Origin of the sequence: Micromonospora sp. DT229 (assembly GCF_049844505.1) — a bacterium.
In the GTDB taxonomy this organism is placed as follows: Bacteria; Actinomycetota; Actinomycetes; order Mycobacteriales; family Micromonosporaceae; genus Micromonospora.
Window position 1 is genome coordinate 323,520 of the sequence record NZ_JBNCLD010000006.1, and the last position, 15,222, is coordinate 338,741.

Genomic DNA, 15,222 nt, shown 5'->3' on the forward strand with positions numbered 1-15,222 from the left:
TCGTGCCGCGACCGGCCCTGCGGTCTGCGTCACAGCAGGCCGAGGGCCGTCACTGCTTGGCTACGACCGGCGGGGTGTCGACCAGGTCCAGCCGATCGCCGAGGATCACCGCGCTGGCCCGGACCAGCTGGGCCAGCCGGTCCACCTCGGTGGAGTGGAAGGTGGCCGGGGTCAGCGCCTCGCTGCGTTCCCGGCACACGACCATGACCAGCCCGGCCCGGCCGAAGGGGGCGATCGCGAAGTGCCCGCCGTCCGGAACGGTCACCGACCGGGCCCGCAGCGGGGTCACCTCCGGCAGTTTCGGCGGCACCGGGGTACGCCAACTGGCGTGCCCGACCGTGGCCCCACCGCCGTCGGTCCGGCTGGCCCAGTCCACCGGTACCACGGCCGCGACCGCCCAGTCGGCGGCGAGCAGCCCGGGTACCGCGTCGACCAGGGTGGCCAACCCGTCGGTCGGGTTGGCGGCTACCTGTGCCAACAACTCGGCGTCCTGGCCGGTGGTGGTGGGCGCGCCGATCGCCCGCCACACCCCGTCCACCTGGACCCCCGGGATCGCCGCCAGCCCGGCCAGCAGCCGCTCCACCCGGGCGGCGCCCGGCCACACCACGGTGAAGTCGTCGACCGCCCGCCCGCCGAGACGCTCCAGCACGACCACCTGGACGATGTCCGCGCCCGACACCCCCAGGGTCCGGGCCACCTGGCCGAGGGTGCCCGGACGGTCCGGCAGGGTGACCCGTACGCGCAACAACATCTCGAACCCTCCGCTCGGCAGGCCGGCCCCAGAGGTGGCCGGCAGGCTGATCTCCAGCGTGGCAGTTGACCATTTCGCCCCCGTTGCGGCGGCATGTCTCCAGAGTCAAACCTGACCTTGACAAGCCGGCGGAGCTGCCCTGGACTGTCCGGATGACCGATCCGGACACTCAGTGGAATCAGGGCGACGACCCGCCCGCCGGTCTGGATCTCGGCCGGCTTCGCCGCTACCTGGGCGAACACCGGCCCGAGTTGGCCGCCGACCCCCTGCGGGCCCAGCTGATCGCCGGCGGCCGGTCCAACCTGACCTACCTGCTCTGGGCCGGGGACCAGGAGTTGGTGCTGCGCCGTCCGCCCCTGGGGCATGTGTTGGCCACCGCCCATGACATGGCCCGGGAGTTCCGGGTCATCTCCGCACTCGCCGACACCGAGGTTCCGGTGCCGCACGCGGTGCTGCTGTGCCCCGATCCGGAGGTGCTCGGGGCGCCCTTCTACCTGATGCGACGCATGCCCGGCGAGGTGTTCCGCGGCCGGCGGCAGACCGACCGGCTCAGCGCCGAGCAGCGCCACGGGCTGGCCATGGCGATGATGGACACCCTGGCGGCACTGCACACGGTCGCCCCCGAGGCGGTGGGCCTGGCCGACTTCGGTCGTCCCGAGGGCTACCTCGCCCGGCAGGTACGCCGCTGGGCCGGGCAGTTGGACCGTTCCCGCAGCCGGGTGCTGCCCGGCATCGACGAGCTGCGTGATCTGCTGGCCGCCACCGTCCCGGAGAGTCACCCGGTCGGCCGTATCGTGCACGGCGACTACCGGCTGGACAACCTGCTCGCCACGGTCGAGCCGGTGGCCGTCTCGGCCGTACTGGACTGGGAGATGGCCACCCTCGGCGATCCCCTGGCCGACCTGGGGCTGCTGCTGACCTACTGGGAGGTGCTCGGCGGCGTCGATCCCCCCGAGGGCACCCGCGGCGCCGAGCACCCGGGCCCGGGGGCCGGTTTCCCGACTGGCGCCGAACTGATCGACAGGTACGCCGCGCGCAGCGGCGTCGACGTCGGCCCGCTGCACTGGCACCTGGCCCTGGGCTGCTTCAAACTGGCCGTGATCTGCGAGGGCATCCACTATCGGCACACCCTCGGGCAGACCCTCGGCGAGGGCTTCGACACCATCGGTGACCTGGTGGCGCCGCTGGTCGCCCACGGTCTGCGCGCGGTACGGGAGAGCTGATGGACTTCGGGTACGACACCCGCACCGAACAGCTGCGCACGGAGCTGACCGACTTCCTGGAGCAGCACGTCCACCCGGCCGAGGCGGTGTACGCCGAGCAGGTGGCCGCCGCCGGTGACCCCTGGGCCCGCCCGCCCGTGCTGGCGCAGTTGCAGGCCGAGGCCCGACGGCGGGGCCTGTGGAACCTCTTCCTGCCCGACCCCCGCTACGGTGCCGGGCTGACCAACCTCCAGTACGCCCCGCTGGCCGAGCTGACCGGCCGCAGCCCGTACCTGGCCCCGGAGGCGCTCAACTGCGCCGCGCCGGACACCGGCAACATGGAACTGCTGGCCGAGTTCGGCTCTCCCACCCAGCGGGAGCGCTGGCTGATGCCGCTGCTGGCCGGGCAGATCCGGTCCGCCTTCTGCATGACCGAGCCCCAGGTGGCCTCCTCCGACGCCACGAACATCGCCACCTCCATCCGCCGCGACGGCGACCACTACGTCATCGACGGCCGCAAGTGGTGGTCCTCCGGGGCGATGGATCCGACCTGCGCGATCTTCATCGTGATGGGCCGGACCGATCCGAACGCCGAACGGCACCGGCAGCAGAGCATGATCCTGATCCCCCGGGACACCCCGGGGGTCACCGTCCGCCGGGGCATGACGGTGTACGGCTACCGCGACGGCCCGCACGGCGGGCACGCCGAGATCGACTTCACCGGGGTACGGGTGCCGGTGGAGAACCTGATCGGCACCGAGGGGGCGGGTTTCGCCATCGCGCAGGCCCGGCTCGGCCCAGGCCGCATCCATCACTGCATGCGGCTGATCGGCATGGCCGAACGGGCCCTGGAACTGCTCTGCCGGCGGGTCACCGAGCGGATCGCCTTCGGTCGACCCCTGGCCGAACAGGGGGTGGTACGCGAGTGGATCGCCGAGTCCCGGGTCCGCATCGAACAGGCCCGGTTGCTGGTGCTCAAGACCGCCTGGCTGATGGACACCGTCGGCAACAAGGGCGCCCACACCGAGATCCAGGCAATCAAGATCGCCACCCCGGCGATGGCCGAATGGGTGATCGACAAGGCCATCCAGGCCCACGGGGCCGCCGGGGTCAGCCAGGACACTCCCCTGGCCGCCCTCTGGGCCCAGGCCCGCACCCTCCGACTGGCCGACGGCCCGGACGAGGTCCACCGAGCCAGCCTCGCCCGCCGCGAACTACGCCGCTGGACGGCGGAGCAGCCTCCGGCGTGACCCGCGTTGCCTCGTTGTCCGCCGGACCCGTGAACGCCCGAAGCGCAGCACGACTCCTGCCATGACCAGGACCAGCGCGCCTATCGAGGTGACCTCGAGCGCGAGTACCCACGGTTGTGGTGCGAGAAGGTCGTTGAGCAGACCGTACATTTCCGCTACCGAACCGATGGCGAGAATCGTCGCGGCGGTGGTGAGGATGGTGTTCAAGCGTCGGCCCCGTTGGGAGTCGAGAGCCGCCATCCGGTCGTCGAAGGCCCGGAACACCCCGGAGGCGGTCTGGTACAGCTCCTCGGCCTGCTGAATCTGGTCCATCAGGGAGCGCTCGTACACCTTCAGGCCGGCCGCGTCATACAGCCGGTCGAAGTACGCACGCCTGATCAGGTCACGCAACAGAGTGGGCGAGCCCAACCGGTTGATCTTGGCGCGAACGTCGCTCGTCACCAGCCTGAGCTCGATGTAATGCTGCTCAAGGGATCTGATGGCGCCCCGTAGCGCAGCCTTCTCCTGCACCGTCGGCACCGAGGTGCTCTCCAACAACTGTCGCGCTGCGTCAAGCTGCGTGCGGGCGCGACGGATGTGCTCAGCCATGTCGGCGGCCCAGCCGAGCAGGGCGCCGGGCAGAGCGGCGATGAACTCGGCCAGATTGCTGTAGGAAACGGCCATCCAGTCCGGGGTCTCCGGCGCCGACACCACTGTCGTGTTCGCCGTACGCAGCACGATGTCGCCGGAGTATCCGTACTCGCCGAGCAGGTCGGTGACATCGGGTGAGGGACGGTAGCGCACCCACTCCTCAAGCGTCACCGCGTCCCGGCCGACCGGGCAGATGAGCAGACTGCTGCCGACCAGCGACGGATCACTGATCTCCGAGCCTCGTGCCGGGCGGACCGTACCGTCCGCAGCGACGACCTGAAGGGACCGGATTCGCAGCAAGGAGTGACTCAAGGCTGTCGCCGAAGCAGCGGTCTGCCAGATGGTCCTGCTCGGCGCGACCTGCCCGGCTACCTTCACCATCAATCCGTCAAGGAACTCGGCGATGACGTCCTGGGCGTAGTCGGACAACCGGGTCCATGACTCCGTCCGGTCGGGGTCTGCCAGTCGGACCTGCTCACCGGCCCCCATCACCACTGTGGGACGGCGGAGTGCCTGGTTGACGACGTGCACGTCCGCGTCGATCAAGCTGCCTTCGAGGCGGAGACTGTGATTGCCGACACTGCTGATTCTGAGCGTCGCGGCGAAGGTCTCCTGCGTTCGCAGGGCATTGGTCATCGTGATCTGCACCGGGGGCAGCGATACGGTCAGGACCCGGTAGTCGGACTCCATGCCCCAGTCATCGCCGACGGCGTCATCGAGGATCGCACTCACGGGTCGCCCGTGCACCCGCAGACGTTGCTCGTCGTACAACCTTCTGATCACGCTGATCGGACCGGCGTCGCCCTTCGGCCCGTCGACGGACAGGCGACCCGGGGCGGGCACCTCGCCGTGTCGTCCCGACAAGCCGTCCAGCGCGGAATGCGCAATCGTGAACGGATAGATGTAGACGACCGTTGCATCCGCCACATGGAGGAAGTCCCGCTTCACCCACTCGTGCATCACCCGCAGGGTCGCCGCACCGGCCGCGAGGTCGGAGGACAGCCAGGCTGTCGGGGGGTGCCGACGCTGGATCTGCGTGAGGTGCTCGATCTGCTCGGCAATTTCCCCGGCCAGAAATCCGCGGCCTACCCCGCTGTCGGCCGGCTGCCGATTCTCCGGTTTCCGCCCGGCGGCGAGAAACCGGTGTGTCGCTTTCGCGCACCGACTGAGGGCCTCGTAGTAGTCCCGAATCTCGTGCGCGTAGCCGACCAGCCATTCGGTCAACTCGTCGCCGTCGCGGATCGCCTGCATCCGACTGATCTGGTCCTCGGAGGCTGTCACGATGTGGTTGGCAAGTTCCGCCGCCGCCTCCGGGCAGGAACAGTTGACGGCGCTGCTGACCGATATGCCCACCGGCACCAACCTGATCTGCTCCACCAGGATGGTGATCCGTTCGGCGAGGGCCTGAGTGTGAGCGTCGGAGTCCGTGCCACGCAGGGCGGCCAGGTGCTCGGACAGCTCCGCGTCGACGACCTCGATGACCGCGTGAGGCAGCCCTCGCTGATCGGCGTACAGGTCCCATATCCCGTTGATGCGGGAGTGGAGATAGGCGATAAGCACGACAAGGAGGTCGGCCCGGCGGGCGGTGTCTCGCAACTGTGCGCAGAGAACAGCCCGGACGACCTGCTGATCAGAGATCAGATTCGTGAACAGGTCGTCAAGGTCCGCGAAGGCGTCCGCCTGCCCCGCTCGCGCCAGAAGGTCATGGAATGGTCGTGGGCTGCGCTCGTCAGCGGCTTCATCAAGAGCCGCAACGATCGCCGCAGAGGTGAAGATGTCGGGCTGCGTCGGATGAAGTGTCTCCACGCTGAGCCTCCAGCACTACGTGCCACCGGGGACCTCACAGTAGTTGACGTTGTCCTGTGGGTCCGTCCGCTGTTCAGGCGGAGGCGCGCTCGATCAGTTGGGTCTGGAGCACGATGTGCGGGGCGGGGATCTCGTCGCCGCGGATGCGGGCGACCAGCAGCCGGGCCATCTGTCGACCCATCTCCTCGACCGGCTGGAAGACCGAGGTCAACGGGGGTACGGCCTGCCGGGCGATCGGCGCGTCGTCGAAGCCGATCACGGCCACGTCCTGCGGTATCCGGCGACCCGCCTCACGCAACATGCGCATCGCGCCGAAGGCCATCAGGTCGGCCGCGACGAACACCGCGTCCAGATCCGGGCAGCGGTCCAGCAGTTGCCGCATGGCGGTCGCACCGCTCTCCTCACTGAAGTCGCCGTACGCGATCAGGTCGGGGTTCAGGCCGAACCCGGCGGTGCGTACCGCGTCCCGGTAGCCGGAGAGGCGGGCCAGGCCGGCGCCCATGTCCTGAGGGCCGGCGATGGTGGCGATGCGCCGTCGGCCCCGACCGGCCAGGTATTCCACGGCCTGACGTGCCCCGCCGACGTTGTCCACGTCCACGAACGAGGCGGGCTGGGCCTCCGGGTGCAGCATCCGCGCCGGCCGACCACCGAGCACCATCGGCAGGTCGCGCTCCTCCAGCAGGGTGGGCAGCGGGTCGTCGTCGTGCAGCGACAGCAGCAGTACCCCGTCGACATGCTGGTTGGTCAGGTGGTGCTCGACCCGCTCCCGCTCCAGCGGAGACTGCGCCATGGCCAGCCAGAGCTGCAAGGGGGTCTCCAGCAGCGCCGAGCTGATGCCTCGCACGATTGCGGCGAAGAACGGCTCGGCGAAGATCCGCTCGCCGGACTCGCTGACCACCAGGGCCACCGAGTCGGTCCGCTGGGTGACCAGCGCCCGGGCGGCCCGGTTCGGCACGTACCCCAGTTCGGCGATGGCCTGTTGCACGGCGGCACGGGCCTCCGGGCTCACCTGGGGAGAACCGTTGACCACGCGGGAGACAGTCCCACGGCCAACCCCCGCACGGGCCGCGACCGCGTCCAGGGTCGGGCGCCCGAGCGACCGGGTGCGCTGCGTTGTCATCGTCTGCTCCTCCGACATCAGGCGGCACCGGCACCTGGTAGAGCGTCGGTGCCGGGCCGCCTGTTACTGGCTGGCCGTCGCCTTATTGTGCGGCCAGACCGTTGCGTCGGATCACCTCTGCGTACCACCTGGCGCTGGACTTGGGGATGCGGGTCTGACTGTCGTAATCGACGTAGATCATGCCGAACCGCTTGGTGTAACCCCAGGCCCACTCGAAATTATCCAACAGCGACCAGGCGAAGTATCCCCGCAGGGGGACACCGGCCGTGATCGCCTCGTGGGCGGCCCGCAGATGCCCGTCGAAGTACGCCAGGCGCTCGGCGTCGTCGACCTGGCCGTCGACCACGGTGTCGACGAAGGCGGAACCATTCTCCGTCACGTACAGCGGAAGGTCGGTGTACTCCTCGTGCACCCGGCGCAGCGTCTCCACCAGGCCGGGGGCGTCGATCTCCCAGTCCATGTCGGTGACCGGCACGCCCCGGGTGACGAACCGGACCTCCTCGCTGCCCGGCCAGTTGGTCGGCGCCCGCCAGTACCGCTCGGGCTCCTCGCCGGGCAGCGGTGCGGCGACCACGTGCCGGCTGTAGTAGTTCACCCCGACCAGGTCCATCGGAGCGGAGATGGTGGCCAGGTCCCCGTCGCGGACGTGCCCGAAGTCGGTCACCTTGGCCAGGTCGGCGACCAGGTCGTCGGGGTACTGACCACGCAGCATCGGGTCGAGGAAGAACCGGTTGGCCAGCCCGTCGATGCGTCGCGCGGCGTCGACGTCGCCGGGTGCGTCGCTGGCCGGGGTGACCGGGTAGAGGTTCACCGTCACCCCTAGCTGCGCCGTGGGCAGTGCCGCCCGCAACGCCTGCACGGCCAGCCCGTGCCCGAGCATCAGGTGATGCCCGGCGTGGACGGCCGCCGCCCCGTCGGTACGGCCCGGGGCGTGCACCCCGGAGCCGTAGCCGAGGAAGGCCGAGCACCAGGGCTCGTTCAGAGTGGTCCAGTACTTCACCCGGTCGCCCAGGGCGTCCGCCATCAACTGCGCGTACTCGGCGAACCGGCCGGCGGTGTCGCGGGCCGGCCAGCCTCCGGCGTCCTCCAACTCCTGGGGCAGGTCCCAGTGGTAGAGGGTGAGCCAGGGCTCGATCCCGTTGGCCAGCAGGTCGTCGACCAGCCGCTGGTAGAAGTCCAGCCCCTCGGCGTTGACCGGACCGGACCCGCCGGGCTGCACCCGGGGCCAGGAGACCGAGAACCGGTACGACTTGAGCCCCAACTCGGCCATCAGCCGGACGTCGTCACGGACCCGGTGGTAGTGGTCGCAGGCCACGTCACCGGTGTGCCCGGCGACCGTGCGTCCCTCGGTGTGGCTGAAGGTGTCCCAGATCGACGGGGTACGCCCACCCTCGGCCGCGGCCCCCTCGATCTGGTACGCGGCGGTGGCCGCTCCCCAGAGGAAGCCCGGCGGGAAGGTCAGCGGCGCACGTTCGTCGAGGACGCCGACTGCGGGTGGGGTGGCGGGGTTGCTCACGACTTGACTGCACCTTCCATGATCCCGCCGATGATCTGGCGGCCGAACACGATGAAGACCAGGACCAGTGGCAGGGTGCCGACCGCCGTGGCGGCGAAGACCTGGGAGTAGTCCGTGTAGTAGGCGTACGAGAGGAAGGAGAGCGACACCTGGAGGGTCGGGTTCTCCGGGCTGAGGATCGCGTACGGCCAGAGGAACGAGTTCCAGGTTTCCATGAAGGTCAGCAGACCCAGCACGGCCGCGGCCGGACGCAGTGCCGGCAGCACGATGTTCCAGTAGATCCGGAAGGTGCTCGCCCCGTCGACCCGGCCAGCCTCGATCAGCTCGTCCGAGATCGCCTGGCTGGCGTACTGCCGCATCATGAACACGCCGAAGGCGCTGACCAGGAACGGCACGGTGACCGCGAGCAGGCTGTCGTACCACCCGAACGACTGCATCATGCCCCAGAGCGGGATGATGCCCATCTGGGTGGGGATCATCATGGTGACGATGATCGACAGCAGCAGGATGTTGCGGCCCCGGAACCGCAGCTTCGCGAAGGCGAAGCCGGCCAGCGATCCGGTGAGCACCACCGACACGGTGACCACCGAGGAGACGATGATCGAGTTGATCAGACCGGTGACGAAGTTGGCCGCGTCGTTGTCGAGCACCCGGCCGAAGTTGTCGCCGAAGGAACCGGCAGGGGTGAACGGTGGCGGCACGTCGTTGATCGCGTCCAGGCTGCGGGTGCCGATCACGATCATGTAGTAGAACGGGTAGATCGAGAGCAGGGCCGCCATGACGAGCGCCAGGTAGGTCAGCGGACTGGTACGCCACAGGCGGGAAGCCGATTTCACTGGTCTCTCCTCACTTCGCCGTACGGCGGACGAGTACGAAGTTGATCAGCGACACCAGCACGATGATCATGAAGATCGCCCAGGCGACCGCGGCTCCGTAGCCGGCGGTGTTCAGGTTGACGATGCCCATCTCGTACATGTACATGGCCAGGGTCTGGAACTGCCGCTGGTCACCACCGATGATGTTGCCGTTGGCGAAGAGCAGCGGCTCGGTGAACAGCTGCATGCCACCGATCGTGGAGAGGATCACCACGAAGATGAAGGTGGGCTTGAGCATGGGCAGGGTGATCTGCCAGAACTGCCGCCACTGACCGGCCCCGTCGATCGCGGCCGCCTCGTAGAGGTCCTTCGGGATGGCCTGCATGCCGGCGAGCAGGATCAGGGTGTTGTACCCGGTCCACCGCCAGTTGACCATGGTGGCGAGCGCCGTCCAGGAGCTCCACTTCTCACCGTTCCAGTCGATGGCCTCGACCCCGAAGAAGCTGAGCAGCCAGTTGAACAGACCGAAGTCGCGCTGGTACAGCATGCCGAAGACGATGGCGACCGCGGCCACCGAAACCACGTTCGGGATGAAGATGGCCATCCGGAAGAAGGTCTTGGCCCGCAGCAGGGTGCGGTTGAGCAGGTTGGCCAGGAAGAGCGCCAGCAGCAGCTGCGGGATGGTCGACAGCGCGAAGATGCCGAACGTGTTGACCAGCGCGTTCCAGAAGTACTCGTCGGAGACCAGCCGGGTGTAGTTGTCGAGCCCGATGAACGAGTTGTCACCGATCATGTCCCAGTCGTGCAGGGACATCCAGGCGGTACGCAGCATCGGGTACAACCCGAAAATGCCGAAGAGCAGGAAGAACGGTGCGATGTAGAGGTACGGGGAGTACTTGAGATCCAGGCGGTTGAGCAGATGCCCACGCCGGCGCCGCTGCTCGGCGTTGGGGGGTGGTGGTGCTGAGGACGGCGGGGCCGTCGTGGCCGACAGACTCATGGGGTTTCCTTTCCGGGCGACGCCCCGGGGCCCGCACGCGGTGCGACGCGCAAGGGGTGACCGACCGGTGGCGTTCGGGAAGTCCCCCCGAACGCCACCGGATGGGAATCACACTCAGAAGGCGCCCTGAGTTTCCGCGTCCTTGACGAACTGCGCCCAGGCCTGATCCTTGCTGGCCCGCCCGTTCTCGAAGGCCCGCATGGCCGGCTCGAACGCGTTCTCCTTGACCGCCTGGTGCTTCGGGCCCAGGTGGACCGGCTCGATCTTGGACACGCTCTCGCCGAAGATCTTGCCCGTCGGCGCGCCGCTGAAGTACTCGTTGGTGTAGCTGAGGAACTCCTCGTTCTTCAGCGCCTCGAGGTTGGTCGGCAGCGGGCCGGCAGCCTTGAAGGCCGCGACCTGGCCACTGGCGTTGGTCAGGAACTCGGCGAGCTTGGCCGCCTCCTTCTGGTGCTGGCTCTGCTCCGGCACGGCCAGCCAGGAGCCGCCCCAGTTACCGCCGCCACCCGGCACGGAAGCCACGTCCCACTTGCCCTTGTTGCCCTCGCCGGAGTTCTCCTCGACGATGCCGAGCATCCAGGACGGGCAGAAGGTCGCCGCGAAGGTGCCCTGCTTGAAGCCGGCGTTCCACGCCGGCGACCAGGTCTCCGCCTTGGCGGAGATGTCCACCATCGAGGTCGCCGTGTCCCAGGCAGCCTTCACCGCGGGGCTGTCCTTGGCGATGACGTTGTTCTCCTTGTCGTAGAACAGGTCACTGCCCTGCTGGAACAGCACGCCGTTGGAGACCGCGGTGATCGAGTCGATGAAGCCCTTGCCGGTGGCCTGCTTGTACGTCTGGCCGGCCTTGTGGAAGCCGCTCCAGTCCGGCCAGAGGGCCGAGACCTGGTCCCGCTCGGTGGGCAGACCGGCCGCCTGGAACAGGTCCTTGCGGTAGCAGACCGCGAGGCTGCCGACGTCGGTGGGCAGGCCGATCAGCCGCCCGTCCGCCGCCTTGCCCAGCTCCCACTTCCACGGCAGGTATTCCTTGGAGTGGTCGTCGATCAGCGAGGTGAGGTCGACCCAGTTGCGCGAGTTGGCCTTGAACTCGTTGAGGATGCCCTCTTCCAGGGCGGTCACGTCGGCCGCGCCCTTGCCGGTGGCGAGGTAACGGACCAGCTTGGGCCGGTAGTCCCGCAGCTGCGCGGTCTTGCGCAGCTCGATCTTGATGCCGGACTGCTGCTCGTACTGCTTGACGAGCTCGTCGTAGCCCATCTCGCCGAAGGTGTCGACGATCAGCTTGGCGGGCTTGCCGCCCTCTTCCGAAGCGTTGTTGTCGTCGTCGTTACCGCAGGCCGCGAGGCCACCGACGGCGATGACCGCCGCGAAGGTGGCCGCCGCCAGGCGGGTACGCCGTTTGGTGAGGTTCATCCTGACCCCTCTTTCGATGGTGAGGCTGGTTATGTGGTGGGGGGGTGCCGCAGCGTCTGCCGGCCGCCGGCTGGTGAGCCGAGCGTCGACGCCCCGGGCGGTGAAAATGTGATCTACGCCCCTTGGGAACGCTCCCATGAGATTGCCGGGAGGTATCAGGAGTGTCAATAGGCCGTTGGGAGCGTTCCCAGATCGTTACCACAGAACCGGTTTGATCCCGCTTCGCACCCGTCGGGAAATCCTGCGATCAGCCCCGCTGAATATCGATGATCAGCAGAATCGCCGCAACAGGGTGGTCACCCGGTCGGGGTCGAAGGCCGCCGGATCGTAGCCGTCGCCGACCCACTCACGCATTCCCGGGTGCTCCGGGTGCCCCGGGTCGGCGAGCGCGGCGAGCAGCAGCAGGTAACCCTGCGGGCCACCGATGTTCTCCGGCGGAGCAGCCCGCTCGCCGTCGACACACCTCGGGTAGCGCTCGTCGGCCTCGGCGGTGAACACGTCCTCCACCAGCAGGTCGTGCTCCCACCAGTCGCCGAAGTCGTACGTGTAGTGCAACCGGCTGCCCTTGCTCGCCACCGCGTCCAGGCGCACGTCCAACTCGTCGTGCGGGGTCATCTCGTCCTCCAGGAGCAGATCCCCCTCGGGATCGGGCTCCGCGTACTGCACGCCGTCGATGTCGAAGGAATGCAGATGGCAGTCGCGCCAACCCATCGCGTGCTGCACCACCCGGTGCAGTCGATCCAGGGTGTAGCCACCCGGCACGAGCACCCGACGCCAGATGGTGGGGCGGACCCCGGACAGGGAGATCCTCAGCTGGAAGATCTGACGCGGCATGATGTCCCGTCCTTCCACGGCATAGGCTGCGAGCATGATCTGCCGAGCGTGCCGGTCGCGGCGGCACGACGACTGCCCGGGCCGGAACTGGTGCGACTGCCAGCACCGTACCCCTCGACCCACCCCTGTCGTCACCGGTCCGGTCGGCGAATGACCGCCGACCCATCGATTTGCGCGCTCTGGCCGGACCCCTCCCCCGGATCCCTGGACGACGACGCACTGATCGCGCGCTATCCCCGGGCCGACTCCCCGCGGCTGCGGATGAACTTCGTGACAAGTGTCGATGGTGCGGTCAGCCTCGACGGTTACTCCGCCGGGTTGTCCGGCGCGCCGGACAAGCGGGTCTTCGGACTGCTGCGGATGCTGTGCGACGGGCTGCTGGTCGCCGCCGGCACCCTGCGCCACGAGGGTTACCGGGCGATCCGGCTCGACGAACGGCGCCGGGCCTGGCGGCTTCGGCACGGACTGGCCGAATATCCCACCCTGGTGGTGGTCTCCGGCAGCCTCGACCTGGACCCGGCCCAGGCGGCCTTCGCCGACGCCCCGGTACGCCCGGTGGTGCTCACCCGCGACGGCGCACCGGCGGCGCCGGAGCTGGCCGCCGTCGCCGATCTGGTGCACTGCGGCACCGACCGGGTCGACCTGCCCCTCGGCCTGGCCGAACTGCGGCGACGCGGCCTGCACCAGGTGCTCTGCGAGGGCGGCCCGCAGTTGTTCGGCGCGCTGACCGCCGCCGACCTGGTCGACGAGGTCTGCCTGTCGGTGGCTCCGCTGCTCGCCGGTGCCGGAGCAGGTCGGATCACCGCCGGTCTGCCCAGTCCGGCTCGGCAGCTGCCGCTACGCCATGTGCTGCTCGCCGGTGACGGCACCCTGCTGCTGCGCCACGCCCGCTGACCGGGCACACCCCGCGCAACCCCTGGTAAGGGTGCGGTAGCGCTGTGCGATCACCCCTGGGGTCCCGGCGTGGCCTCCGCCGCGTCGCGTGGCGACCTGTCGTACTCCTCCGGCAGGATGCAGGGCGTGTACGCCGACCGCGATGACCGCCGAGGAGGGACCGCCCGATGACTGACCAGGGGTTCGAGGTCATGGGCGAGGGTGTCGGGCGGGTGCTGGGCACCGCTGACGCCACTCCCCTTCAGTTCTGGACGGCCGTCGCCCCCGGCAGCTACCTGCAACTGGACGACGTGGTGGTGACCCGCCGGGAGTTGCCCGACCGGGAGCCGGTGACCATCGCCGGGGTGGTCACCCAGGTCCGGGCGCGGCACGAGGGCGCCCAGTTCGACTCCGACGTGTTCGCCATCGCCGAGGGCACCCTCCCTGCCCAGGTGCAGGAGGCCGCCGAGATCACCACCACCCGGGTCGATCCGGAGTTCTACGTGCCGCCGCAGCCCGGGGCGGTGGTGCACCGGGCCGAGGGGGACGCCCGGGCGCGGGCGCTGCACTTCGACCGGATGGAACGCCGCATCCCGATGGGCACCGGCCGGGACGGGGTGCCGGTCTACCTCAACGCCGACTTCCTGGACGGCACCCGGGGCGCCCACGTGTCGATCTCCGGCATCTCCGGGGTGGCCACCAAGACCAGCTTCGCGACCTTCCTGCTCTACTCGGTGTTCCGCTCCGGGCAGCTCGGTGGTGACGCGGTCAACGCCAAGGCGCTGATCTTCAATGTCAAGGGCGAGGATCTGCTCTTCCTGGATCACCCGAACACCCGGCTGGACGACGCCACCCGGGCCGCGTACGCCCGACTGGGCCTGGTCGCCGACGCCTTCGGCGACGTACGGGTGTACGCCCCACCCCGGGTCGGTGACTCCTCCGGCACCCCGGATGTGAGCAGTCGGCTGACCGGGGTTGACAGCTTCTACTGGACCCTGTCGGAGTTCTGCGCCGACCGGCTCCTGCCGTACGTCTTCGCCGACGCCGACGACGAGCGCCAGCAGTACACCATGGTGGTCCACTCGGTCGCCGCCCACCTGGCCCGGTACGCCCAGCCGGCCGACGGCGGGGTCAGCATCGACGGGGTGCGCCTGGGCAGCTACGGCGACCTGGTGGACCACATCGTCGAGCAGCTCAGTGACGACGAGACCCGCGGTGACTGGGCCGGTAGCGCGGTCGGCCTGGGCACGGTCAACGCCTTCGCCCGACGACTGATCGGCAGCAAGAAGGACCTGTCCCGGCTGATCCGGGGCGACCTGGCCACCCGCCGTCCCCACTCGATCAACACCGCGGAGAGCGCCCAGGTCACCGTGGTCGACCTGCACAACCTGCCGGACCGCGCGCAGCGGTTCGTGGTGGGGGTGACCCTCAAGAGCGAGTTCGAGCGCAAGGAGAAGGCCGGCACGGCCAAGCCCCTGTTGTTCGTGGTGCTGGACGAGTTGAACAAGTACGCCCCCCGGGAGGGTTCCTCCCCGATCAAGGAGGTGCTGCTCGACATCGCCGAGCGGGGCCGGTCCCTCGGGGTGATCCTCATCGGGGCCCAGCAGACCGCCAGCGAGGTGGAACGACGCATCGTCACCAACTCGGCGATCCGGGTGGTGGGTCGACTGGACCCGGCCGAGGCCTCCCGTCCCGAGTACGGCTTCCTTCCGCCGGCCCAGCGGCAGCGGGCATTGCTGGCCAAGCCGGGCACGATGTTCGTCAACCAGCCCGACATCCCGGTCCCACTCTGCCTGGAGTTCCCCTTCCCGGCCTGGGCGACCCGGGTCTCCGAGGCCGGCACCGCGCCCTCGCACACCCTGCGCTCGCTGACCCAGTCCGCCGACCCCTTCGCGGTCGTGGGCTCCGGCGGCGGCGCCGACGACGACATCCCCTTCTGAGAGGGCAGCCAGTGAGCGCGAGGAGTGCAGCGAAGCGGAGCCCCGCAGTCGCGAGCGAAAGGCCGACCCCGTGAGCGC

At 69.2% G+C, this 15,222-nt stretch carries 12 protein-coding genes; 4 read left to right on the top strand and 8 right to left on the bottom strand.

Translation table 11 applies throughout. The annotated features are described in order from the left end of the window. Positions 1–49 precede the first annotated feature (49 nt). On the bottom strand, positions 50–751 hold the full coding sequence (locus ACLQ2T_RS12655; RefSeq protein WP_425766206.1) for an amino acid-binding protein: 702 nt from the start codon (positions 749–751) through the stop codon (positions 50–52). A gap of 152 nt (positions 752–903) precedes the next feature. On the opposite strand from ACLQ2T_RS12655, the gene ACLQ2T_RS12660 reads away from it, so the two are divergent. Then, positions 904–1,974 (top strand): phosphotransferase family protein, encoded by a 1,071-nt coding sequence (locus tag ACLQ2T_RS12660; protein WP_425766208.1) that lies wholly within the window; start codon positions 904–906, stop codon positions 1,972–1,974. After that, positions 1,974–3,203, top strand: coding sequence for an acyl-CoA dehydrogenase family protein (locus tag ACLQ2T_RS12665; protein ID WP_425766209.1), 1,230 nt, complete (start codon positions 1,974–1,976; stop codon positions 3,201–3,203). The genes ACLQ2T_RS12660 and ACLQ2T_RS12665 overlap by 1 nt, the downstream gene beginning before the upstream one ends. Here ACLQ2T_RS12665 and ACLQ2T_RS12670 read toward each other — a convergent pair. From ACLQ2T_RS12670 to ACLQ2T_RS12700, 7 genes are all read right to left on the bottom strand, one after another. Further along, positions 3,168–5,639 (bottom strand): hypothetical protein, encoded by a 2,472-nt coding sequence (locus tag ACLQ2T_RS12670; protein WP_425766210.1) that lies wholly within the window; start codon positions 5,637–5,639, stop codon positions 3,168–3,170. The two genes, ACLQ2T_RS12665 and ACLQ2T_RS12670, sit on opposite strands and share 36 nt — an antisense overlap. A gap of 73 nt (positions 5,640–5,712) precedes the next feature. Further along, positions 5,713–6,759: a LacI family DNA-binding transcriptional regulator gene (locus tag ACLQ2T_RS12675; RefSeq protein WP_425766211.1), complete on the bottom strand. Its 1,047-nt coding sequence runs from the start codon at positions 6,757–6,759 to the stop codon at positions 5,713–5,715. Positions 6,760–6,841: 82 nt separating this feature from the next. Next, on the bottom strand, positions 6,842–8,275 hold the full coding sequence (locus tag ACLQ2T_RS12680) for a GH1 family beta-glucosidase (RefSeq protein ID WP_425766212.1): 1,434 nt from the start codon (positions 8,273–8,275) through the stop codon (positions 6,842–6,844). Next, complete coding sequence (locus ACLQ2T_RS12685; protein WP_363741971.1) at positions 8,272–9,054, bottom strand: carbohydrate ABC transporter permease; 783 nt, start codon at positions 9,052–9,054, stop codon at positions 8,272–8,274. The genes ACLQ2T_RS12680 and ACLQ2T_RS12685 overlap by 4 nt, the downstream gene beginning before the upstream one ends. A 67-nt stretch (positions 9,055–9,121) precedes the next feature. Next, positions 9,122–10,090, bottom strand: a complete 969-nt coding sequence (locus ACLQ2T_RS12690) for a carbohydrate ABC transporter permease (protein WP_425766213.1) — start codon at positions 10,088–10,090, stop codon at positions 9,122–9,124. A 114-nt stretch (positions 10,091–10,204) separates the two neighbouring features. Continuing rightward, on the bottom strand, positions 10,205–11,497 hold the full coding sequence (locus ACLQ2T_RS12695; RefSeq protein ID WP_425766214.1) for an ABC transporter substrate-binding protein: 1,293 nt from the start codon (positions 11,495–11,497) through the stop codon (positions 10,205–10,207). 270 nt (positions 11,498–11,767) lie between these two features. Beyond that, a complete protein-coding gene (locus tag ACLQ2T_RS12700; RefSeq protein ID WP_425766216.1) occupies positions 11,768–12,331 on the bottom strand; it encodes a plasmid pRiA4b ORF-3 family protein in 564 nt (187 codons plus the stop codon). A 150-nt stretch (positions 12,332–12,481) separates the two neighbouring features. On the opposite strand from ACLQ2T_RS12700, the gene ACLQ2T_RS12705 reads away from it, so the two are divergent. Together ACLQ2T_RS12705 and ACLQ2T_RS12710 are read left to right on the top strand one after the other, a co-directional pair. Further along, positions 12,482–13,225 (top strand): pyrimidine reductase family protein, encoded by a 744-nt coding sequence (locus ACLQ2T_RS12705; protein ID WP_425766217.1) that lies wholly within the window; start codon positions 12,482–12,484, stop codon positions 13,223–13,225. 167 nt (positions 13,226–13,392) lie between these two features. After that, entirely contained in the window at positions 13,393–15,144 is a 1,752-nt protein-coding gene (locus ACLQ2T_RS12710; RefSeq protein WP_425766218.1) for an ATP-binding protein, read from the top strand. Positions 15,145–15,222: the final 78 nt, after the last annotated feature.